This window comes from Paenibacillus sp. plas6 (assembly GCF_057221655.1).
This window is the reverse complement of sequence record NZ_CM170151.1, coordinates 4,192,168-4,213,250: the sequence shown is the minus strand read 5'-3', so window position 1 is coordinate 4,213,250 and position 21,083 is coordinate 4,192,168. Positions and strand designations below refer to the sequence as shown.

Sequence of the window (21,083 nt, the reverse complement as noted above, 5' to 3'; positions counted from 1 at the left end):
CTCTCAATTTTCGTTCAGACCAAATAATGCACTCCCCTGAAAATAACAAGAGAGTGCATTATATTATTCAATCGGAATTAATGATTTATTTTTTACAAAGTAATCAATACCTGAGTACACTGTAATAAGCGCTGCAACCCAAGCGCAAATGATATCAAATGGGAAATCAATAAGCTCAAATGGGAAGTTATTGAGTAATATGGCAATAATCATCGTAATTTGAATAGCTGTTTTCCATTTGCCCCATTTACTTGCAGCAACGACCTTACCTTCTAACAAAGCAATTTGCCGTAAGCCGGTAACTGCAAACTCACGTGAAATAATAACAATTGCAACAAGCGCACTTAGCTTGTCCATTTCAACTAAAGCGATAAGAACGGAAGCAACCAACAGTTTATCAGCAAGCGGATCTAGTAATTTTCCTAGATTCGTCACCAATTTATTTTTTCTAGCTATGTATCCATCTAATCCGTCCGTGCTTGCCGCAACAATAAAGATTAAAACAGCAACAATTTGATTGTACGAGATATGAACATCAGCAACTTTCAGTGCACCTAAATCAAAATTGACAAGCAGAAAAAATAAAATGACTGGCACTAAAAATATTCTAGCTATCGTTATTTTGTTAGCTAAATTCAACGTTTTCCCCCCATTACTGTTCAAACAAACGATGTCTGAACTAAGACCCTTTCGCCTTCATAACATATCAATAATCTTATTATCTATCTAAAATTGATGAATTGCAAATCTAGCTCAATCTTTGCATTGCGCAGCATAGCGATAACCGCCTGCAAATCATCCTTGCTTTTACCAGAAACACGAATTTGATCGCCTTGAATTTGGCTTTTCACTTTTAATTTTGAGTCCTTAATTAAACTGTTAATTTTTTTCGCTATATCCTGCTCAATGCCTTGACGAATTTTTACTTTTTGGCGAACCGCTCCTCCCGAGGCTGGTTCAATTTTGCCATAATCTAAATTTTTCGTAGGAACATTACGCTTAACCATTTTCCCAATTAAAATATCAATTACTGCTTTAAGCTTATAGTCATCATCAGCAAGAATGGTGATTTCGTCTTTATCAAGGGTGATTTCCGTTTTGCTTCCTTTAAAGTCGAAGCGTGTGCCGATTTCACGTTCTGTTTGTGTAACAGCATTATTTAACTCCTGCAGATCCACCTTAGACACAATATCAAATGAATAATCACTCATAAAACATTCTCCTTTCTTAACAGCTATCTTTGACTTAAAGAAAACGACAGCTATTCTGCTGTCGTTTCAGCACCCTTCATTTGCAGTAAAATGCGTTTGGAGCCTTTGTTATTGTCGCCATCTTCGACTAATACTCCATCAAGTGTCACTTCAATATTTCCTGGTCTGCCTAAATTCAAATAGACATCACCTGAAACGGTAAAACGCTCAGTCGTTCCGTCTTGGATATTTCCATAATAAAGCTTGTTTCCATTTTTACCATTTTCATAAACTTCTAACCAGCTTGCTGCACCGCTGCTTGTAATAACAAGCTCATAGCTTTCCTTCTTGGGAGTAACATCAAATGTTTCCTCCTTGCCGCTCACTTTCACAGATGTGATAGTAACAGCCTCCGGAGTTGGCGTTGGTGTTGGAGTCGGTGTTGATGTTGCCGCTGCTTGGTCCGTTGCAGTTGGCGTTGGTGTAGGTTTGAAATCACTGTTATCAGTGATTTGCGTAGGGTCTACTTCATTCGCAGGCTTCCCATCATTTCTCACTTGATAATACCAAATGACAAACAATACAAGCACTAAAAATCCCCATAGTAAAATATTGAATAATACTTTACCGAAGCGTTCTGATTTAGCAGAACGCATACGACGCGGTTTGCGCGATGGAATCGCTTCGTTAACTGGCATTTCTGGCTCTGGAGTCTCCACATTATAATGCTTTAACACCTCATCGGCATCTAATCCAACGAATTCTGCATAATTTTTTATAAATGCACGTATATAAAACTTGCCTGGCAGGACATCATAATCGCCTGCTTCTAATGCTTCCAAGTATCGCTTTCTAATTTTTGTTTGTTCCTGAACATCGTCTAAAGAAAAGCCTTTTTCCTCTCGAGCTTTTCTTAGCAGTTCACCTAACTCTGACACAATACTACCTCCTTTTCGCTAAAAATCTTCTCCATAATTAGTAAATGTCTCATACGTAATCTCTTCATCTGGTGTATTGCGCAGCTCCACGATAATATCAAAATGACTGTAATCGTAGTTGGAATCACGTACAAAAATGTCTGGATGCTCGATTACTTTAGTTGACGGCATCTCCATAATTTCTTGAATTAATGCATGATGACGTTCATTCGAACGAATCGTACTAACAATGCCATCAATAATAAAAATATTGTTAGGATCCATCTCCTGCTCGGAAAGCTGGGAACGCACCGTTTGTCTTAGCAATGTAGAAGAAACAAATGTCCATCTTTTATTCGAGCAAACACTGCCCGCAATAATGGATTCTGTTTTACCGACGCGCGGCATACCGCGTAATCCAATAACATAATTGCCCTCACGCTTAAATACCTCGCCAAGAAAATCAACTAAAATCCCCAGCTCATTGCGTGTAAAGCGAAAGGTTTTGCGGTCATCAGAATCACGTTCAATATAACGTCCATGTCTTACTGCTAATATATCAACAATGGTTGGAGTTCTCAGCTTGTTGACGGTAATATCATCAACTTTTTTTAATAGCTTACCCAATAATTCTATTTTCTCATCATCATCCGTCTGCAGGAGTAAGCCACGCGTATGATTATCGACACCGTTAATTGTAACGATATTTACTTCAAGCATCCCTAGCAAAGATGCAACATCCCCTAACAAGCCCGGTCTGTTTTTATGAATTTTGTACTCCATGTACCACTGCTTTTGTTCCAAAGAAGTCACCATCCTAATTACTATGTAAAACTGTTTAACATATGTATTCTACAAAATTCAACACTTTCCTGCAATAAATGCAAATTCATCAGCGAAAAGCCTCCAAGCGGAGGCTTCTCACAAACAGCATATTTACATAGCACTATAACCAAGTTTAAATTTTTTTCATTTATTTCACTCTTTATGATTTTTCAGCTAATTTAACCATCAATTTTGCAATGGTATGGCGATCGCTCTCATCACCAACATCCCATAATTCTTTGAGAACTGCTTGCTCACTATTTTTAGGATCAACACGTTCATCTAAGAAAGAACCAATTTCGTATGCTAGATTAGAAATCGTTTCCTCAGATAAACCAAGGTTTTTCCCTTGTTGCACGCGATCCTTCAAAAACTTTTTCCAGGAATCAAATTGATCAAGTACGGTTGACATTTAGCTTCCCTCCATATGAAGTCATTTGTTGAATGATTTCAACGTGCTTAGTTTATGCAATCTGCTAAACAGTATTCGACTCAGTAATTGCAAGCACTGGAACTTTTTACGTCAACCATCCGCCATTAGGGCTTATCACTTGACCAGTAATATAAGAAGATTCTGGCAAAGCTAAAAAATATACAAGTGAGGCAATTTCTTCTGTAGAGCCAAACCGGCCAATCGGAATTTCTTGAGCAAGTGCTTCCTTTTCTGTCTGATCAAAGCTGCTCATCATATCTGTTTCAACTACGCCAGGAGCTACTGCATTTACGGTTACTCCAGAAGGAGCAAGCTCTTTCGCCAGCGCCTTCGTAAAGGCGTTAATGCCTCCTTTAGTCGTTGAATAGAGCACCTCACAGGCCGCTCCTGTTATCCCCCATACCGAAGATATATTAATGATCCGACCATAGCGTTGCTGAATCATATGAGGCATAAAGAGCTGTGTACATAAAAACAACCCTTTAAGATTTATGTTCATCACATGATCCCATTGCTGCTCGGTAACATCACAAAGCATACCATAATGGGAGACACCTGCATTGTTTACAACAATGTCAGGCTTAATCCCTAAACTATCAAGCTTTTCCTTCATTCTTAAAAGTTGCTCTCGGCTGCCCAAATCTGCAGCAATCGTTAGCACCTCGGCACCTAATGCAATACATTCGCGCGCAGTTTCATTCGCCTGCTCATGTCCTTGCAAATAATGAATTACGATGCGATAACCTTCCTTGGCAAAGCGCTTTGCAATTGCAGCTCCTATGCCTCGGCTTCCCCCTGTAATCAGCACCGTCATATCATTTAAAGGTTTTTCCATTAGTTAGTTGGACTAACGACAATGGATACTGCCATTTGCTCAAAGTCAAAATGTTGACGCAATCGAGCATGAACATCATCCAATGTGCACTCCTGATAAAATTTAAGCACATTAAACATATCGCAATTACGGAAACGGTAGCGTGTAAATTGCGTTGCAATAGATTCAGGGGAATTCAGCATACGTAAATAATTTCCGATCTTTTTACGCTTAACTGCTTCAAACCGCTTGGAATCAATTCCGTCTTGCAGCGTCTTCTTTAAATACTCAGTAACTGCTGAAATAAGCGCATCGGGATCAGGCGTATCTCCGCCAATTACGGAAAACGCATATTGCTCAGAGCAGTTATATTCATGACCAAACGAATCAAAGATTAGTTGTCGATCATATAACGATTGATAAAACGGAGAACTGCTGCCAAATAAAATATCTAGCATTAGTTTACTTTCCACTTCATGCTTTAATAGCTCTTCACCTTGCTTCGTTACTTCTGCCTCTTTAAACCCGATCATGCATTTAGGCAAAGATACTGGCAAATGTTTAACCTTTCGTTGCTCACGAATTTCCTTTGGTTCTTTCTCAAAAAATCGATGAATTTCTCCTTGTGGAGGAAAGTTCTTTTGGGCTTGATTTTGCTTAACAAGCTCAATAATTTTTTCTGCATCCACACCGCCAACAACAAATAACAACATATTTGAAGGATGATAAAATGTATTGTAGCAGCGGTAAAGCAAATCTTTATCAATTTGGTAGATCGATTCCACAGTTCCTGCAATATCAACGGAAATAGGATGCTTTTGATACAATGCTTCAAACAAGCCGTAATATACTCGCCAATCGGCATTGTCATTATACATATTAATCTCTTGCGCAATAATGCCTTTTTCTTTTTCAACGTTTTGCTCTGTGAAATAAGGACGTTGCACAAAATCAATTAATGTCATTAAATTTTCTTCAATACGCTCTGTTGCGGAAAATAAATAGACTGTACGATCAAAGGAGGTATAGGCATTCGCTGCCGCGCCTTGCTTCGAAAAAGTAGCAAAGACATCACGACCGTCTGGTTCTTCAAACATTTTATGCTCTAGAAAATGAGCTATACCATCTGGCACCTTTAACGGTTCTTCATCGCCAACAGCAAAATGATTATCAATTGAACCATACTTCGTGGCAAACGTCGCATATGTTTTTTGAAACCCTGGTTTAGGCAATACGATAATTTCCAATCCATTATCTAGCACTTCTTGATACAAGGTTTCTTCAACTTGTGGATAATTTAAGACATTCATAGTTACACCTCCTGAAGATCGCGTAAGAAGTAAATCGTATCTAACTCAACACCTGAAGCAATCTGCTGAACATCTTCTTTTGTAACTGCTGCAATTTGTTGGATTACCGATTCTACCGAGCGATCAACACCTGAAAACTGCTTATTGAAATCAAAGCCAGCTATATCATTCGCACTATCCAAAATTTCACGCATAGCATTAGTAAGCATTGCTTTTGTTTGATCTAATTCCTCATCGCTAATCTTACCTTGTCTCATATGCTCAAGTTGCTCCTGAATTATATCTAGCGCCTTCTCATAATTGGCAAATTCTATACCAGACTGAATTGTCAAAATTCCTTTATGGGCATCGTAGCGTGAAGCACAATAGTATGCAAGACTTGCCTTTTCACGCACGTTGACAAACAGTTTAGAATGAGGATATGCACCAAGTATTCCATTATATACCAATGCTTTCGGATAATCTTCATCAGCATATAGCGTATTAATCCGCAAACCTAGATTTAACTTCCCTTGATTCACATCTAAGCGATCGACAACCGTTTTAACTGCTTCCACACGGCTGTGCGACTCAACTGAGGCATAAGGAATACTTGCTGTTGTATCGGGCAACTGAAAGGAGCTCTCTACAAATTGAATGACTTCTTCTAACGTAGTATCTCCAACAACATAAAGGTCAAACTTCGCTTCCTCTAGCCATTGCTTATAGCGAGCATAAAGATGGTTAGAAGTAACTTGCGGAAGATCTTCGATTCGTCCTGAGGCATTTAAGCGGTAAGGTTCATTTGCACACATTTCTTGAATACAGCGCTCTGCTGCATATTGAATTTTATCATTAATAATCGATTCAAGCTGCTTCTGCAATGTACTTTTTTCCGCTTCTACATACGCCTCGCGAAAGCTTCCATTTTCAAGCAACGGATTCGTTAACACATCCCCTAAATAAGCTAGAGCTTCTTTTAACAATGACTGCTCGCTATTAACAAAGCGATCATTGATAACATCCATTTTCATTTGGACAAATTGTGTATTGCCACGTTTTACTGTTGAAAATCCAAAGCCCGCTCCATACATATTATCAAGCTGTTCTCTAAGCTGAATACTTTCTGGAAAACGAGCTGTTCCACGACGCAAGACATATGGAATAAGTGCTGTCGTTGTTACCGTTTCTTCTTTAAGTGGAGTACCAGCAAATAACGTGATGGAATAGGTTTTAAAACGATTTGTTGGCAAAACATGAATATTTAATGATTTAAATCTTCCTACCTGAAAATCCATATGATCAGGACTCCTTTCGTTCTTGCCTGTTCTTTATTCTAACGTATTACAAATGGAAGAAGCAACCATTAGACGTTTCCCCAATGATTGCTTCTTCTCCCTTCTTACTACATCCTACTTACAAAATATATGCTTACCAATTGTTAAGACTTGTTGTCTTGTCCAAATCCAAGCACTTGTCGCTGTATTAGGATTGAAATAGTAAATACAGCCATAGGTTGGGTCCCAGCCATTAATCGCATCCCGCACTGCTTTTTTCGCAGTCTCGTTTGGTGTCAAATATATTTGGCCATCATCCACTGCAGTAAATGCACGTGGCTGAAAGATGACGCCGTATACGGTATTAGGAAAATCGGGATGTTTAACGCGATTAAGAATTACCGCCGCTACTGCAACCTGCCCTTCATAAGGCTCTCCTCGCGCTTCACCATAGACTGCATTCGCCATTAAATTTAAATCATTTTCCGTAAACCCTAATAAATTGGATTGCATCGAGGAATTTGAGCTGGAGCCGCTAGAACCTTTTCCAGAACCAGCCTCTGCGTGCATCGACGGACTCCAATTTTTCGTTGCATTAACAAGCTTATTTTTTGTCGCTGAACCGACTACTCCATCAGACTTCAATCCGAATTCCCATTGAAACCATGTAACAGCATTTTTTGTTCTGGAGCCGAATTGACCATCGATTTCTCCATCATAATAACCTAAATATTTTAGTCTGCCCTGTAGTTCAGAGACATCAGATCCAGACGAGCCATATTTCAATGTTGCAGAGCTAAAGGTAGGTTCAACGAGCGGCCCCCTAGTGTAATTAACAAGGACAAGACAAGTAAATAATAGGGTTACGATGCTGAACACTATCAGTTTACGAAATTTCATATTCAGTACGCCTTTCTCTTGATGCATTTTCATAGTCAGCTAGTGACATGAAAATAGTATGAGATAAGGCGCCTAATAATATACTTCAATGTAACAATTTATCCTTTGGCATTCCATTGATCCATTGTCACAAGTACAGCTCTTGGCTTGCTTCCCTCATATGGACCAACGATGCCCTTAGCTTCAAGTTGATCAATTAAGCGTGCTGCCCGTGTATATCCAATGCGTAAACGACGTTGCAATAAAGAAACTGAGGCTTGATTGCCTTCCATCACAATACGCGCTGCTTCATCAAACAATTCATCCATATCATCGACTGAGCTGTCTTCACTTTCCTCGTCAAGTTCTGGAACAAGCTCTTCGTTATATTTTGCTTCACCTTGTGCACGCACGAAGCTAACAAGCGCTTCTACCTCATCATCAGACAAGAAAGCTCCCTGAACACGTATTGGCTTGTTCATACCCATTGGTAAAAAGAGCATATCGCCTCGACCTAGCAGCTTTTCTGCACCAGCCGAATCCAAAATCGTACGAGAGTCAACTTGGGAGGAAACCCCAAACGCAATACGTGAAGGAATATTTGCTTTAATTACACCTGTAATAACATCAACTGATGGTCGTTGTGTTGCAATAATCAGATGAATACCTGCTGCACGAGCCATTTGTGCCAGTCGCGCAATTGAATCCTCGACCTCATTGGAAGCTACCATCATTAAATCTGCAAGCTCATCAACAATGACGACGATATATGGCAGCAAGTTGCTTGGTTCATCTTTCATTAGATTGTTATAGCCTTCGATATTACGAGTGCCAGACTTAGAAAATAACTCGTAACGTTTTTCCATTTCAACAACGATCTTTTTCAAAGCTAGCGCTGCTCGCTTAGGATTTGTCACAACGGGTGCAATCAAATGCGGAATTCCATTATAGACATTCAATTCAACCATTTTAGGGTCAATCATTAAAAATTTAACTTCATCAGGCTTTGCTTTATACAAAATGCTTGCAATAATTCCGTTAATGCATACCGATTTACCTGAACCCGTTGCCCCTGCAACCAATAAGTGCGGCATTTTTGCCAAATTGCCAACGATGGTTTGACCTGATATATCACGACCAAAAGCAATGGAAAGCTTGGATTGAGCATTCATAAATACAGGAGTTTCCATAACCTCTCGCATTGTAACAACAGATATTTCGCTATTTGGCACCTCAATCCCGATAGCAGATTTACCAGGAATCGGTGCTTCCATACGCACATCTTTCGCTGCTAATGCAAGCGCAATATCATCGGTTAGACTGACAATACGACTAACCTTTACACCAGTAGCTGGCTGTACTTCATAGCGTGTAACAGCAGGCCCGCGTACTACGTCCAGTACCTTTGCTCGAACGCCAAAGCTCTCTAATGTCGCCTCTAGCTTGCGACGAGCATCAAACATTTCATGACCATCTGTCATCTTGCTTTGCTGCTTAGGTGGATGCAGCAAAGAGAACGGAGGCAGCTCATACGGAACTGGCTGTGGAGCCAGTGGAGCATGTACATGACCTGATTCCTCATGAAGATTAGCTTCAGTAATTAATGCATCTGAAGTAATCGCTTGTCCTTCAGGATAATCAAACTCGTCTTCTGTTTCAGCAGACTTCTGCTCGCCAGCCTGCTCCTTTATTAATTGATCAGCAAATGCAGCGATTTTATGCTTATCGCTATCAACATCTAACTGCTTCTCTTCATCTTGATCCATGAAGCTGTCATAAGACTCATCATAGCTGGACGTTGTAGAAATCTCGGCATCTATATCATTCACGAATTCGTTCTCATCATTTATGTCATCGGAAGCATGATAAGAATCATCTAACGGCTCTTTCGCCTCATGATGAGTCTTTACTCGAACATGAATGGTTGGAGAACCTTCTTGCTCGTCTTCATTTTGTTCATTTGGTTGATATGTATAACCTTCTAGTACATTTGCTTCCTCATAACTATCTTGTCCATCATTTAGCTCCCAGTCATCATGCTGCTCTTTTGCTGATGGATTAAAATTAAAGAACCATGACTTTTTAGACTGCTTCGCAACTGTTGATGTATCATAATCGTCCTCATCATCAATTACTTCGCTGTCATCTAACGGCTGGATATGCTGTGCTTTCGCTATTGCTCTTCTTCTCTCCTGCTGTAATTTTAATTTTGCAGCAATTAGTTTGACAATGCGTCGTACTTTCCCATTGACAAAGCGCAGCATTTCAACATAGGACCTGCCTGTAATAAGCATAAATCCAATTAAATATTGCACGATATTTAAGACTAATGCGCCGTAAAAGCCAAATAGCATGTATAATAGCGAGTATTGAATTGCCCCGACATATCCACCGCTAATCGAGAGGTCGCGAATAGATTGCTCAGGTGCAAGCTCTTTTGCAAATAACTGGCTGCGCAACTCTTGGTCAAGCGTTTGAAAAATCATTCGCCCGGTTACTGCTGCATCATCTAAACCTAAATAGCGTGAATTAATATGTGAAATTGAACTGCTCAATGTTAATGCTAATACTGCAATTACTATCCCAGTTCTTCGCTGCGACCAACCTTTTGGCCAAGCCCGTTTAATCATTACTGAAAGACCAACCGCAATACCGGTAATTGCTAATACAAAATAAAATTTACCAAGAATAACTCCAAATAATCTAGATAAAGCACGTCCAACTGCTGCTTCACCTGAGAGGGCAATCATTGAAATTGTAATAATTAAAATACCGTATACTTCATATTTCAATTGTGCGCCAATCGAACGTTTTTTTCTTCGTTTCTTTGCCAAATTTTTCACCCCTTCATTAATTATAACACATGCTGTAGGCATGAGCTATGAAGGAGCGGAGCGAAAAACAGAAGTGGTCGATCCCACTCACTTATTTTCCAAGTGAAATCGACCGCTTTTTTGTTATGATTTCGGTTGAAATGGAATAAGAGCACCAGGAGCAAGCTTTGGATCAAGGTAGCAGTCAAGCGGCGGATTGATTAAACGAACGATCATCGCTTGCCCTGTTGTAAGTGGTTTTACCTCCATAAGCAATCCTTTATAAACATAGTCAACAATATGTTCAGGTGGAGTAGACTCACGAAAAACGACTTCGGTTGGCATTACTGAATAAAGCACTCCTCACCCTCTCCTTTCGTCTTGGCGATTAATGTTTTTAATTCTTTTAAGGCATCAGCAATTCCACCTACTTTATCAATCAATCCATAAGAAACCGCCTCAGCGCCAATTACGGTCGTGCCAATATCACGTGTTAACTCTCCAGTCTTTAACATTAAAGACTTAAATTTTTCTTCCGACACATTGGAGTGAGCAATTACAAATCGGGTTACTCGCTCCTGCATCTTTTCCAAATATTCAAAAGATTGCGGTACACCAATAACAAGTCCATTCATTCGAATCGGATGAACCGTCATTGTAGCCGTTTCGGCGATAAAGGAAGTATCGCCCGCAACTGCAATCGGCACACCAATGGAATGACCGCCACCCAAAACTAGGGTAACCACCGGCTTAGATAACGATGCAATCATTTCTGCAATTGCAAGTCCTGCCTCAACATCTCCGCCAACCGTATTTAAAATAATAAGAATTCCTTCAATTTTATTATTTTGCTCTGCAGCAACTAGCTGAGGAATAATATGCTCATATTTTGTAGTTTTATTTTGCGGCGGTAAAATAAGATGCCCTTCAATTTGCCCAACAATCGTTATACAGTGAATATTACTCTCTTGCGTAGCAGGGACATTGGTCACTCCTAATTGCTGAATCGCTTGAACTGCTCCTTCCATTGTTGGCTTATTTTCAGTCTCTTTAGCTGGCTCTTCATTCATTTTCAGCATATCTCAATGTACGCTCCTTTTCATGGAATTATGTCATTAGTATGGTTGACATTGCTTTTTTTATCCCAATATAAAAAGAGCATAAAAAAACTAGCTATATTCTGCTTAGAAAAGCAAAATTAGCTAGTTATTTTAGGTGAATGGAAAGCTTTAGAGTATTAGCTATACCTCCATAATGATCGGCAAAATCATTGGACGACGACGAGTTTGTTCGTACAAAAATCTACCTAGTGCGTCTTTTACATTCGTTTTTAACGATGCCCATTCATTGACTTGGTCATTCATTAATTTATTTAAGGTTGAGGTTACAATACGATTAGCTTCATCTAATAAACCTTCTGATTCACGTACATACACAAAGCCACGTGAAATAATATCTGGACCAGATAAAATTGTACCGTCTTCTTTACTTAACGTTACGACAACTACTAAAATTCCATCCTGTGACAATAGCTTGCGATCACGCAATACGATGTTACCCACATCACCTACGCCCAAGCCATCAATTAATACACGTCCTGCTGGTACTTTAGCACCTCGTGAAGCCTGACCATTTTGAAATTCAACGGTATCTCCATTGTCGAGTACAAAAATATTTTCCGGCTCAATTCCAACTTCTTCAGCAAGTGATGCGTGGATGCGAAGCATGCGATACTCACCATGAATTGGAATGAAATATTTAGGCTTAACTAAATTAAGCATCAACTTTAGTTCTTCCTGACTGCCATGACCAGAAACATGAACACCTGATACAGATCCTGATCCATAAATGACATTAGCGCCTAAACGATACAATTCATCAACAGTTCGACCTACATAACGCTCATTACCAGGGATTGGTGTCGCGGCAATGATCACCGTATCTCCAGGTAAAATATCTACTTTACGATGAGTAGATCTAGCCATTCTTGTTAGAGCAGACATTGGCTCGCCTTGACTGCCTGTACATAAAATAACGACTCTATCTGCAGCCAAACGATTTACTTCCTCTGGCTCAATAATCATACCTTCAGGAATATTTAAATATCCCAATTCATGTGCGATAGTAACAACGTTTACCATACTACGTCCAACGACTGCAATTTTGCGGCGAGTTGCAATCGCGGCGTTAATAACTTGTTGTATACGATGTACGTTTGAAGCGAATGTAGCAACAACAACACGTTGTGTAGCTGTTCGGAAAATTTCCTCTAAACGATTTCCAACATTTTTCTCGGATGGTGTGAAGCCTGGACGCTCAGCATTGGTAGAGTCAGACAGTAATGCTAACACACCTTTTTTTCCAATTTCAGCAATTCGCTGTAAATCCGCATACTGATCATTGACTGGAGAATGATCAAATTTAAAGTCTCCTGTATGAACGACCGTCCCCTCAGGGGTATCTAAACATACGCCGACCGAATCTGGTATACTGTGATTTGTCTTAAAGAAGCTTGCTTTAATTGAACCGAGCTGCAACTCACTATCTGCAGTAATTAGTATCCGTTTACTATCTCCTAGAATTCCTGCCTCTTTCAATTTGACTTCGATAAGTCCAAGTGTAAGCTTGGTCGCATATACGGGCACATTCAAGCTTTTTAGCACGTAAGGCAAACCGCCGATATGATCCTCGTGACCGTGAGTGATAATGATGCCACGTACTTTGTCTTGATTTTCCACGAGATAGCTAACATCTGGAATGACAATATCAATTCCTAGCATATCCTCCTCTGGAAATTTCAGACCAGCATCAACAACTACAATGTCGTCATTATACTGGACGACATACATATTCTTACCAATCTCACCGACACCGCCCAAAGCGAAAATCAGTAATTTGTCTTGGTTATTCTTTTTTGACAAGTGAATCTATGCCTCCTATGGTTGATTAATTATATATTACTAAAAAACGCCAGATGCCGCTCTGACGGAATTTACAAACGTTAATGATTAAATATTAAATTTGCCGCACCCATTCACTTAACACTATTATACATGATTAAAAAGCGATTACACAAGTCACGAGGAAAAATATGACGATCATCTTTATCCGTGCAAATTACGAGAGAGCGTACAGGTCCTACGATGATGGCTTAATTTAATATGTATTATTCCCTTATTAATTTTTAAAATTCCGTTCGTAAATTGCTGCATATTCACTTTAAAATCAAAAACTGCATGTCTAGACATGCAGTTGATAAGCAAAACTATAATGCACTATGATTGCGAACGTTTTTGAATATATGGCAAGCTTGCAACATACGCTGCTTCTGCATCAGTAATTGGTGCAAGCGGTAATCTAACCGATCCAACAGGTAAGCCTGTTAGCGCCAAGGCGTGCTTAACTGGCACTGGGTTAGGTGTTGGATGCGGACAGTGAAATAAGCCTTTGAATAATGGCAATAGCTCTTGATAAAGCTTAGATGCAGTCGTAACATCTCCTGAAAGGTGACTATTAATCAATTGCTTCATTTCTTTACCAACAATATGTGCTGCAACGCTAACAATACCGTATGCGCCTACAGCAAGTGCCGGTAACGCATTCGCATCATCACCAGTATATACGCGAAAGCCGTCTGGAGCTCCTTTGGCAATCGTTGTCAATTGCTCTAAATTAGCACAGTCCTTTGTACCAACGATGTTCGGAATTTCAGCAAGACGAAGTGTTGTTTGTGCAGAGACATTAACCCCCGTTCTACTTTCCACATTATATAACAAAACTGGAAGATTTACACTTTCAGCTATAGCTTTGAAATGCAAATATAGTCCTTCTTGCGAAGGTTTATTATAATACGGTGCGACTAATAATAAGCCATCGACACCACATTTTTCTGCTTCTTTAGACAGCTCAATTGAAGCTTGCGTATTATTACTGCCTGTTCCTGCGATAACTTTAACTCTGCCTGCAGCTTGTTTTACAACAAAGGAAAACAGCTCAAGTTTTTCAGCATGAGTTAATGTTGGTGATTCACCAGTAGTTCCCGCTACAACAATGCTGTCACTTTGCTCATCTACAATCAATCTTTCAACTAAGCGCTCTGTCGTAGACCAATCAATGTTACCTTCATTGTCGAAAGGGGTTACCATCGCAGTAATCAGTCTTCCGAAATCCATTCGAACTCCTCCTACTATGATATGCGATCATGCATAGTTCATCTTCTATTCAGTACTTTATCATTGTAAAACCTTTACCGATTTAGGTCAAACGTTGAATGTAAGCAGGTCAGCGCGGCAGCCATATTTTGCTCCTTAACTAGCACCCAGATCGCAGCATTGGAATCAGCAGATTGCAAAATTGGAATATTTTGTTGTTGTAATGCTGCAACAATCTTTGCCATTACCCCAGGTTGGCCATTCATGCCGCCACCGATAATTGACACCTTTGCACAATTTGGTTCCAGCTTAATCTTTAATTGCTGCTCGTTTAGCAGCTGATAAGCTAGATCTGCTTGCTCACTCTGAACAGTAAACAAGGATTGAGCGGCTGTTACATTAATAAAATCAACACTTATTCCATGCTCGGCTAAGCATTCGAAAATAAGCTGCGGGTTATGCGGCTTATGCTCTGACCCGCTAACTTGAAGTTGGGTAATACCAGTCGCATGAGCTAATCCCGTCACATGACGATCTAAGACTGCGTGCTCATTATGCTGCCACTCAATATCCTGTACCAATGTCCCTTCTTCATCAGAAAATGTAGAACGAACTCTCACAGGAATTCTTGCCTGCTGTGCAATTTCCACTGCTCGTGGATGTACGACCTTTGCTCCCTCTCTTGCCATGTGACAAATTTCAGCATAGCTTACTTGAGCGATCGGTTTAGCTTCACTTACTAGCTTAGGATCAGCCGTTAGTACTCCATTCACATCTGTATAAATATCTACGATTTCTGCACGAAGAGCCGCACCTAAGGCGGTTGCGGAAGTATCGCTTCCTCCTCTGCCTAAGGTCGTAACAAAGCCTTGCTTGGTTACACCTTGAAAGCCAGTTACGACAACAACTTGCCCAGCTTTTAATGCTTGAATAATCCGCTCAGGATGAATCGCAACAATTTTTGCTGAGCCATAATCTTCATCAGTTTCAATTCCAGCTTGTGCCCCGTTAAACACAACTGCTGGCATACCTGCAGCACGAATTTGCGCTCCTAGCAGCGTTGCACTTATCGTTTCACCGCAGCTAAGCAACATATCTCTTTCCTTCATGTCAATATAGGAAGCATATGGATTTAGCTGATCTAATAGCGTATCGGTTGCATACGGTTCTCCGCGTCTACCTATCGCAGATACAACGACGACAACGGCATAGCCGTTGTCTCGTTCGCGTTTTATATGATGGATTACTCGTTCCTTTGCTTCGCTAGTTGATAATGAAGTACCGCCGAATTTTTGAACTATAATTCGCATAGCTTCGCCTCCAAGATGACTAACCTAGGCTGCTAAGTTCACTATTGCTTATCCTTTTACGATATATTCAGCAATTTGTACAGCGTTCCATGCTGCACCTTTTAATAGATTGTCAGAAACAATCCACATATTTAATCCTTTTTCACTTGTAAGATCACGACGAATACGACCAACAAACACATCTGGTTTACCAGCTGCATCAGTCGCAAGCGGATAAACTTGATTTGCAGGATCATCAACAAGTGTTACGCCAGGAGCATTTGCAAGAAGTGTTTTTACTTCTTCAACATCATATTGCTCTGCAAATTCAACATAAACAGATTCTGAATGACCATAAATAACTGGAATACGAACACATGTAGCGGAAACTTGAATGGAGTCATCGCCCATAATTTTTTTCGTTTCGTTAGTCATTTTCATTTCTTCATATGTGTAACCATTATCTGTAAATTTGTCGATTTGCGGAATTGCGTTAAAGGCAATTTGATGTTTAACTGGTAGACCGCCTACCGGTAAAATATCTGGGTTTACTTCCTCGCCATCAAGTACAGCACGCGATTGACGTAATGTTTCTTGAATCGCACGAGCTCCTGCTCCAGATACTGCTTGATAAGTTGATACGATAATGCGTTTAATTGTATAACGGTCATGTAGCGGTTTTAATGCAGCAACCATTTGAATTGTAGAACAGTTAGGATTTGCAATAATACCATTATGCTCTTTAATTTTCTCTGGATTTACTTCAGGCACTACAAGCGGTGTGTTTGGATCCATACGGAATGCACTTGTATTATCGATACATACTGCACCGCGTTTTGCAGCTTCAGGAGCTAATGCTTTACTTACATCTCCGCCAGCGCTGAACAAGGCAATTTCAATGCCATCAAAGCTCTCTGGTTTTGCTTCCTCGATAACATGCTCTTGACCTTTAAACACAACAGTTTTACCAGCTGAACGAGCTGAGGATAAAAATTTAATTTTGTTTATAGGGAAGTTTCTCGATTCTAGCAACTTAATAATTTGTTCCCCTACTGCTCCAGTAGCACCTACAACAGCAACATTAAATAATTTTTGATTTGACATAGCTTGGTTTCTCCCCTCATAGCTTATATATTAATGCCGTTCGACTAACAACGGCTGCAATTGTTTGCCTTGCAGAGCTGCCTCACATGTTTCCATGATTAAGTCCATCCGCGCAACTAACGAATTAGGCTTATTTATCGGATCATCTTGACCGAACGGCACAAAATAAATATTTTTCGTAACAAGCAGCTTTGCAATGTTTGCTAGATTTAATCCTAACCCATCATTTGTGGAAATAGCAATAACGATCGGTCGGCCGTTGCGCATTTGCGCTTTTGCAGCCATTAATACTGGACTATCGGTTATTGCATTAGCAAGCCTACTTGTTGTATTTCCTGTACATGGAGCTATCGTCAGAACATCAATCAATTTTGATGGTCCCAGCGGCTCCGCCTGTACAATTGAAGAAATAATTTCATTACCTGTAATTCTAGTCAGCTCATTGCGCCATTTTTCCGCTGTGCCAAAACGTGTATCTGTCGTTAAAAGCGAATGAGAAACAATCGGAATGACATTCGCTCCCGCATCAACAAAACGTTGAATTTGTGGCATTACCTCTTCAAATGTGCAATGTGAACCTGACAGCGCATAACCTACAGTTTTACCTTTCCAATCCATCATACTTCCCTCCGATTCGACTTTTGTTCCAATAATAATTGGCTTAAGCAATCGGCGAGAATTAGACCTGCAGTTCTTGGAGCTACGATTCCAGGAAGTCCTGGGGCAAGCAAAGCTTTTACCCCTTTAGACTCCGCATATTGGAAGTCGGTGCCTCCTGGTTTTGTTGCAAGATCGATGATGACTGCATTTTTTTGTAGTTTATCAATTATTTGCGCTGTGATTATCATAGTCGGAATTGTGTTAAAAAGCAAGTCAATATTCGCCACAATTTGCTCAAGTTCCTTGATATAGAAGGGCTGGAAGCCCATTTCATAGGCTCGTGCAATATGCTCAGGACGCCTTACACCAACCCACACGTTTGAACCAAGTGCCTGTAAACCTCTTGCCATCGTTATTCCTGTTCTACCAAAGCCCAGCACCATCGATTGTGAACGGTGAATCGTAAAATCGGTATGCTGGATTGCCATCATTAGTGCGCCTTCCATGGTTGGAATCGAATTGAATATCGCAATATCATCTCGCTCAAACAACTCCACTAATGGGATCGAATAACGCTCACATTTTTTCTGTAAATATGGTTTAGCAATGCCTGTATAAATGACGCATGTGGTAGGTAAAGCTGCCAGCAGCTCATCAGTTAACTGAATCGACTCACTGCTATATACTGTGTGCACGTATCCCTCATCGTCGCAGCTTAATGCTGGTAGCAGTAATGCATCCAGCTTAGCAAATTCTTCCTTTGTCAGCTCTATAGGAATAGCTTTCTCATGAATCTCTTTCTTCTGTTCAAAGCCGCAAATGCGCACAGTAGCATTATTTTCGCAAAGCCGATTAATGATTTCCAGCTGCCTTGCATCTCCGCCAAGCAGAAGTACATTGACGCCCGTCAACATGGGGCACACTCCTTTCTGGCTCAAAAATATATGCTATACTATGCAGCTTAGGCTTGATAGGTGTATAACTAGCCTGTGAAAGATTAGTGAGCATAAGCTTTAAAGGAAAAAAGCTTAACTGCGCAAGGAAACTGTAAAGCAAAAAATAAAGAAAAAAGCTGCCCCAATGTCATGATGACGTTTGAGCAGCCCTCCTACATGAGCAAATCTTGCAATTGAAATGATTAGTTTCGGTTATACCCCTGTATGGCCGAATCCGCCTGCTCCACGAACTGTTTCTGGAAGTTCCTCTGCTTCCTCAATACTTACTTTAGGAACTAATCCAAATAGCATTTGCGCAATTCGTTCACCGCGCTCAATTGTAAAAGGCTTATCCCCGAGATTAATTAATAGCACTTTAACCTCGCCACGATAATCCGCATCAATTGTTCCTGGTGAATTTAAGCAAGTTATGCCATGCTTATAGGCTAGTCCACTTCGTGGACGGATTTGTGCTTCAAGCTCATTTGGCATTGCCATAGCAAAGCCAGTTGGAATTAACTTGCGTTCTCCAGGAGCAAGCGTAACTGGCTCTTCCACTGCAGCCTGCAAATCAAAGCCAGCAGAGCCTTCTGTCATTCGCTTTGGAATTGCCAAATCCTCATTTCCAGGCATACGTTTAAACAATACTTGATACAAGCTGATCCCTCCTAATGTTACTAATCCCTTTATCGCTAGAGCCAACCATAGATATTGCAAATGGAGTAGACAGCACCATTTTTGTTACTTGCTTAATGTCTTCCATTGATATTGCATCAATCCGAGCTAGTAACGTATCTAGCGTATTGTGCTTACCTAGCATCAGTTCATGTTTGCCGTTGCGATTCATGCGACTGCTCGTACTCTCCAAATTTAAAATAAGCGAACCCTTTAATTGTTCCTTACCACGCTGTAATTCAGCTTCAGTCAGTCCTTTTTGACCAACCTCATGAAGAATATCCATTGTTAAATTAACAACTTCCTTCGTCTGCTTTGGAGCTGTACCTGCATAAATCGTAAACAAACCTGAATCAGCAGCAGCGCTATGATAGGAATAGACAGAATAAGCTAAGCCCCGCTCCTCACGTATAACTTGGAACAAACGAGAGCTCATTCCTCCACCTAGAGCATTATTTAAAAGCACCATCGCATTTTGCAGCGGTGATCCCATTGCACAACCCGGGAAAGAAATACAGATATGATTTTGCTCTGTTTTCTTTTGAAAAAATGAATAGTCACTGATAAAACTAGGAGCAGAAAGCACCATATTTTCTGTTGCGTGATTATTATAATGTCCGAAATAGGTTTCTAGCAGTTCAAGCAAACTAGAAGGCTCTACATTGCCAGCAATACTTAATACAATATTTTCAATTGTATAACGTTCCTTCATAAATTGACGAAGTGTGTCACCATTCATGTTTTCTAAAGTTTGCTTTGTGCCAAGAATAGAATAAGCAAGTGAGTGATTGCCATATGCCGCTTTGGCAGCTTCATCGTGAACCCGATCATCTGGTGTATCCTCATACATTGCGATTTCCTCGAGAATAACGTTACGCTCCTTAGCTAGCTCTTCCTCATCCATTTGTGAGTTAAAAAACATATCAGCCAGCGCATCTACAGCAAGCGGTAAATGAGAATCTAACACCTTAGCAAAATAGCAGGTATACTCCTTTGCTGTAAAAGCATTCACATTGCCGCCAATGCCATCAAATAGATCGGCAATATCACGAGCTGTACGCTTTTCTGTCCCTTTGAAAAGCATATGTTCTATAAAATGTGAAATTCCGTTGTTATGTTCTGTTTCATTGCGAGATCCATTTTTCACCCAAATCCCAAAAGACACAGAGCGTACTGTCGGAATCTGTTCCACAACGACAGTCATGCCATTGCTAAGCTTGTATTTATCCACCAAGCATTTCCTCCTAAAATGTTGCTTCAATGTATTGCTTCCTTGTATATTACATTACTTACAGAAGCCTTTTCTACTTATAAATTGCTATGCTTTTGCTTCTTCTTTGTAACAAACGTTACAGCAGAAGCTTTAATTTTTTTATTATATAACAGCAATAAGCAGCTCACTTGCAAATGACCTGCTTACTTTGCTGCCAATTGCTCGGCAATTGCTGCTTGTAGCTTTGGATATGGATTTTGCCAGCCTTCTGGTTTTTTTACTTTGCCATCCTGTCCATAAATCGGCTTGCCATCCTCTCCAAGCTTACTCATATTCGCATGCTGCACAATATCCATTAGCTGCTGAGGACGAACTCCCATTTCTACTAACGTGCCAAGCGCAAAATAAATAACATCAATCATCGCGTCAGCTTGATCAGCAATTGTTTCTGCATCAAGAAACTCTTGAACCTCTTCCTTAATCCAATTCATACGTTTAACCGCACGTTCAGCATCTAACAGTGTTGGCTTATCATGAGCTGGATGATTAAAGGCAATTTGAAACTCCCGAACTTGCTGCCATGCATAATCTAAGCCTACTTCTTCGATAACTGAGCTATCTTTTCCCTTTAAACTCATTGTAATCCTCCCAAATTTAGAATGCTAGAGACAGGGTTAAA

Annotated in this window: 21 protein-coding genes; all 21 read right to left on the bottom strand. The window is 40.2% G+C overall.

Translation table 11 applies throughout. The features are described from left to right. Positions 1–63 precede the first annotated feature (63 nt). The 21 genes from pgsA to AC2TDL_RS18585 all read right to left on the bottom strand — a co-directional run bounded on the left by pgsA (position 64) and on the right by AC2TDL_RS18585 (position 21,042). Positions 64–639 (bottom strand): CDP-diacylglycerol--glycerol-3-phosphate 3-phosphatidyltransferase, encoded by a 576-nt coding sequence (gene pgsA, locus AC2TDL_RS18685; protein WP_484697567.1) that lies wholly within the window; start codon positions 637–639, stop codon positions 64–66. Between the two features lie 83 nt (positions 640–722). Continuing rightward, complete coding sequence (locus tag AC2TDL_RS18680) at positions 723–1,211, bottom strand: YajQ family cyclic di-GMP-binding protein (protein WP_484697566.1); 489 nt, start codon at positions 1,209–1,211, stop codon at positions 723–725. Positions 1,212–1,261: 50 nt separating this feature from the next. Then, complete coding sequence (locus AC2TDL_RS18675) at positions 1,262–2,128, bottom strand: RodZ domain-containing protein (protein ID WP_484697565.1); 867 nt, start codon at positions 2,126–2,128, stop codon at positions 1,262–1,264. An 18-nt stretch (positions 2,129–2,146) separates the two neighbouring features. Continuing rightward, positions 2,147–2,911, bottom strand: a complete 765-nt coding sequence (locus AC2TDL_RS18670; protein WP_484697564.1) for a DUF3388 domain-containing protein — start codon at positions 2,909–2,911, stop codon at positions 2,147–2,149. A gap of 181 nt (positions 2,912–3,092) precedes the next feature. Further along, positions 3,093–3,344, bottom strand: coding sequence for a DUF3243 family protein (locus tag AC2TDL_RS18665; RefSeq protein WP_484697563.1), 252 nt, complete (start codon positions 3,342–3,344; stop codon positions 3,093–3,095). A gap of 106 nt (positions 3,345–3,450) precedes the next feature. Next, a complete protein-coding gene (gene ymfI / locus AC2TDL_RS18660) occupies positions 3,451–4,200 on the bottom strand; it encodes an elongation factor P 5-aminopentanone reductase (RefSeq protein ID WP_484697562.1) in 750 nt (249 codons plus the stop codon). Continuing rightward, a complete protein-coding gene (yfmH, locus tag AC2TDL_RS18655; protein WP_484697561.1) occupies positions 4,200–5,489 on the bottom strand; it encodes an EF-P 5-aminopentanol modification-associated protein YfmH in 1,290 nt (429 codons plus the stop codon). The genes ymfI and yfmH overlap by 1 nt, the downstream gene beginning before the upstream one ends. Before the next feature lie 2 nt (positions 5,490–5,491). Further along, positions 5,492–6,766: an EF-P 5-aminopentanol modification-associated protein YfmF gene (gene yfmF, locus AC2TDL_RS18650; RefSeq protein ID WP_484697560.1), complete on the bottom strand. Its 1,275-nt coding sequence runs from the start codon at positions 6,764–6,766 to the stop codon at positions 5,492–5,494. 114 nt (positions 6,767–6,880) lie between these two features. Then, positions 6,881–7,645: a spore cortex-lytic enzyme gene (gene sleB / locus AC2TDL_RS18645; RefSeq protein WP_484697559.1), complete on the bottom strand. Its 765-nt coding sequence runs from the start codon at positions 7,643–7,645 to the stop codon at positions 6,881–6,883. Between the two features lie 98 nt (positions 7,646–7,743). Then, positions 7,744–10,458: a DNA translocase FtsK gene (locus AC2TDL_RS18640; protein WP_484697558.1), complete on the bottom strand. Its 2,715-nt coding sequence runs from the start codon at positions 10,456–10,458 to the stop codon at positions 7,744–7,746. A gap of 123 nt (positions 10,459–10,581) precedes the next feature. Then, entirely contained in the window at positions 10,582–10,797 is a 216-nt protein-coding gene (locus tag AC2TDL_RS18635; RefSeq protein WP_484697557.1) for a YlzJ-like family protein, read from the bottom strand. After that, entirely contained in the window at positions 10,782–11,507 is a 726-nt protein-coding gene (locus AC2TDL_RS18630; protein WP_484701289.1) for a ClpP family protease, read from the bottom strand. Before AC2TDL_RS18630 ends, AC2TDL_RS18635 begins: the two co-directional genes overlap by 16 nt. Positions 11,508–11,678: 171 nt before the next feature. Further along, entirely contained in the window at positions 11,679–13,358 is a 1,680-nt protein-coding gene (locus AC2TDL_RS18625) for a ribonuclease J (protein WP_484697556.1), read from the bottom strand. A 354-nt stretch (positions 13,359–13,712) separates the two neighbouring features. Then, positions 13,713–14,609 carry a 4-hydroxy-tetrahydrodipicolinate synthase gene (gene dapA / locus AC2TDL_RS18620; RefSeq protein ID WP_484697555.1) on the bottom strand — a complete coding sequence of 299 codons (897 nt, stop codon included), beginning with the start codon at positions 14,607–14,609 and terminating at the stop codon, positions 13,713–13,715. 74 nt (positions 14,610–14,683) lie between these two features. Further along, on the bottom strand, positions 14,684–15,898 hold the full coding sequence (dapG, locus tag AC2TDL_RS18615; protein WP_484697554.1) for an aspartate kinase: 1,215 nt from the start codon (positions 15,896–15,898) through the stop codon (positions 14,684–14,686). A 48-nt stretch (positions 15,899–15,946) separates the two neighbouring features. Further along, on the bottom strand, positions 15,947–16,981 hold the full coding sequence (locus tag AC2TDL_RS18610; protein WP_484697553.1) for an aspartate-semialdehyde dehydrogenase: 1,035 nt from the start codon (positions 16,979–16,981) through the stop codon (positions 15,947–15,949). A gap of 30 nt (positions 16,982–17,011) precedes the next feature. Beyond that, positions 17,012–17,599, bottom strand: coding sequence for a dipicolinate synthase subunit B (locus tag AC2TDL_RS18605; RefSeq protein WP_484701287.1), 588 nt, complete (start codon positions 17,597–17,599; stop codon positions 17,012–17,014). Continuing rightward, positions 17,599–18,495, bottom strand: coding sequence for a dipicolinate synthase subunit DpsA (gene dpsA / locus AC2TDL_RS18600; protein ID WP_484697552.1), 897 nt, complete (start codon positions 18,493–18,495; stop codon positions 17,599–17,601). The genes AC2TDL_RS18605 and dpsA overlap by 1 nt, the downstream gene beginning before the upstream one ends. A gap of 234 nt (positions 18,496–18,729) precedes the next feature. Next, positions 18,730–19,149, bottom strand: a complete 420-nt coding sequence (gene dut, locus AC2TDL_RS18595; RefSeq protein WP_484701285.1) for a dUTP diphosphatase — start codon at positions 19,147–19,149, stop codon at positions 18,730–18,732. A gap of 4 nt (positions 19,150–19,153) precedes the next feature. Beyond that, positions 19,154–20,422 (bottom strand): M16 family metallopeptidase, encoded by a 1,269-nt coding sequence (locus tag AC2TDL_RS18590; protein ID WP_484697551.1) that lies wholly within the window; start codon positions 20,420–20,422, stop codon positions 19,154–19,156. 185 nt (positions 20,423–20,607) lie between these two features. Next, positions 20,608–21,042: a pyrophosphohydrolase domain-containing protein gene (locus AC2TDL_RS18585; protein ID WP_484697550.1), complete on the bottom strand. Its 435-nt coding sequence runs from the start codon at positions 21,040–21,042 to the stop codon at positions 20,608–20,610. Positions 21,043–21,083 lie beyond the last annotated feature (41 nt).

What these genes read in the sequence shown, in the direction of transcription:
- AC2TDL_RS18680 (WP_484697566.1), bottom strand. Translation starts at nt 1,211, where the DNA reads ATGAGTGATTATTCATTTGATATTGTGTCTAAGGTGGATCTGCAGGAG.
- AC2TDL_RS18665 (WP_484697563.1), bottom strand. Translation starts at nt 3,344, where the DNA reads ATGTCAACCGTACTTGATCAATTTGATTCCTGGAAAAAGTTTTTGAAG.
- ymfI (WP_484697562.1), bottom strand. Translation starts at nt 4,200, where the DNA reads ATGGAAAAACCTTTAAATGATATGACGGTGCTGATTACAGGGGGAAGC.
- yfmH (WP_484697561.1), bottom strand. Translation starts at nt 5,489, where the DNA reads ATGAATGTCTTAAATTATCCACAAGTTGAAGAAACCTTGTATCAAGAA.
- yfmF (WP_484697560.1), bottom strand. Translation starts at nt 6,766, where the DNA reads ATGGATTTTCAGGTAGGAAGATTTAAATCATTAAATATTCATGTTTTG.
- sleB (WP_484697559.1), bottom strand. Translation starts at nt 7,645, where the DNA reads ATGAAATTTCGTAAACTGATAGTGTTCAGCATCGTAACCCTATTATTT.
- AC2TDL_RS18630 (WP_484701289.1), bottom strand. Translation starts at nt 11,507, where the DNA reads ATGAATGAAGAGCCAGCTAAAGAGACTGAAAATAAGCCAACAATGGAA.
- dapA (WP_484697555.1), bottom strand. Translation starts at nt 14,609, where the DNA reads ATGGATTTCGGAAGACTGATTACTGCGATGGTAACCCCTTTCGACAAT.
- dapG (WP_484697554.1), bottom strand. Translation starts at nt 15,898, where the DNA reads ATGCGAATTATAGTTCAAAAATTCGGCGGTACTTCATTATCAACTAGC.
- AC2TDL_RS18610 (WP_484697553.1), bottom strand. Translation starts at nt 16,981, where the DNA reads ATGTCAAATCAAAAATTATTTAATGTTGCTGTTGTAGGTGCTACTGGA.
- AC2TDL_RS18605 (WP_484701287.1), bottom strand. Translation starts at nt 17,599, where the DNA reads ATGGATTGGAAAGGTAAAACTGTAGGTTATGCGCTGTCAGGTTCACAT.
- dpsA (WP_484697552.1), bottom strand. Translation starts at nt 18,495, where the DNA reads ATGTTGACGGGCGTCAATGTACTTCTGCTTGGCGGAGATGCAAGGCAG.
- dut (WP_484701285.1), bottom strand. Translation starts at nt 19,149, where the DNA reads ATGCCTGGAAATGAGGATTTGGCAATTCCAAAGCGAATGACAGAAGGC.
- AC2TDL_RS18585 (WP_484697550.1), bottom strand. Translation starts at nt 21,042, where the DNA reads ATGAGTTTAAAGGGAAAAGATAGCTCAGTTATCGAAGAAGTAGGCTTA.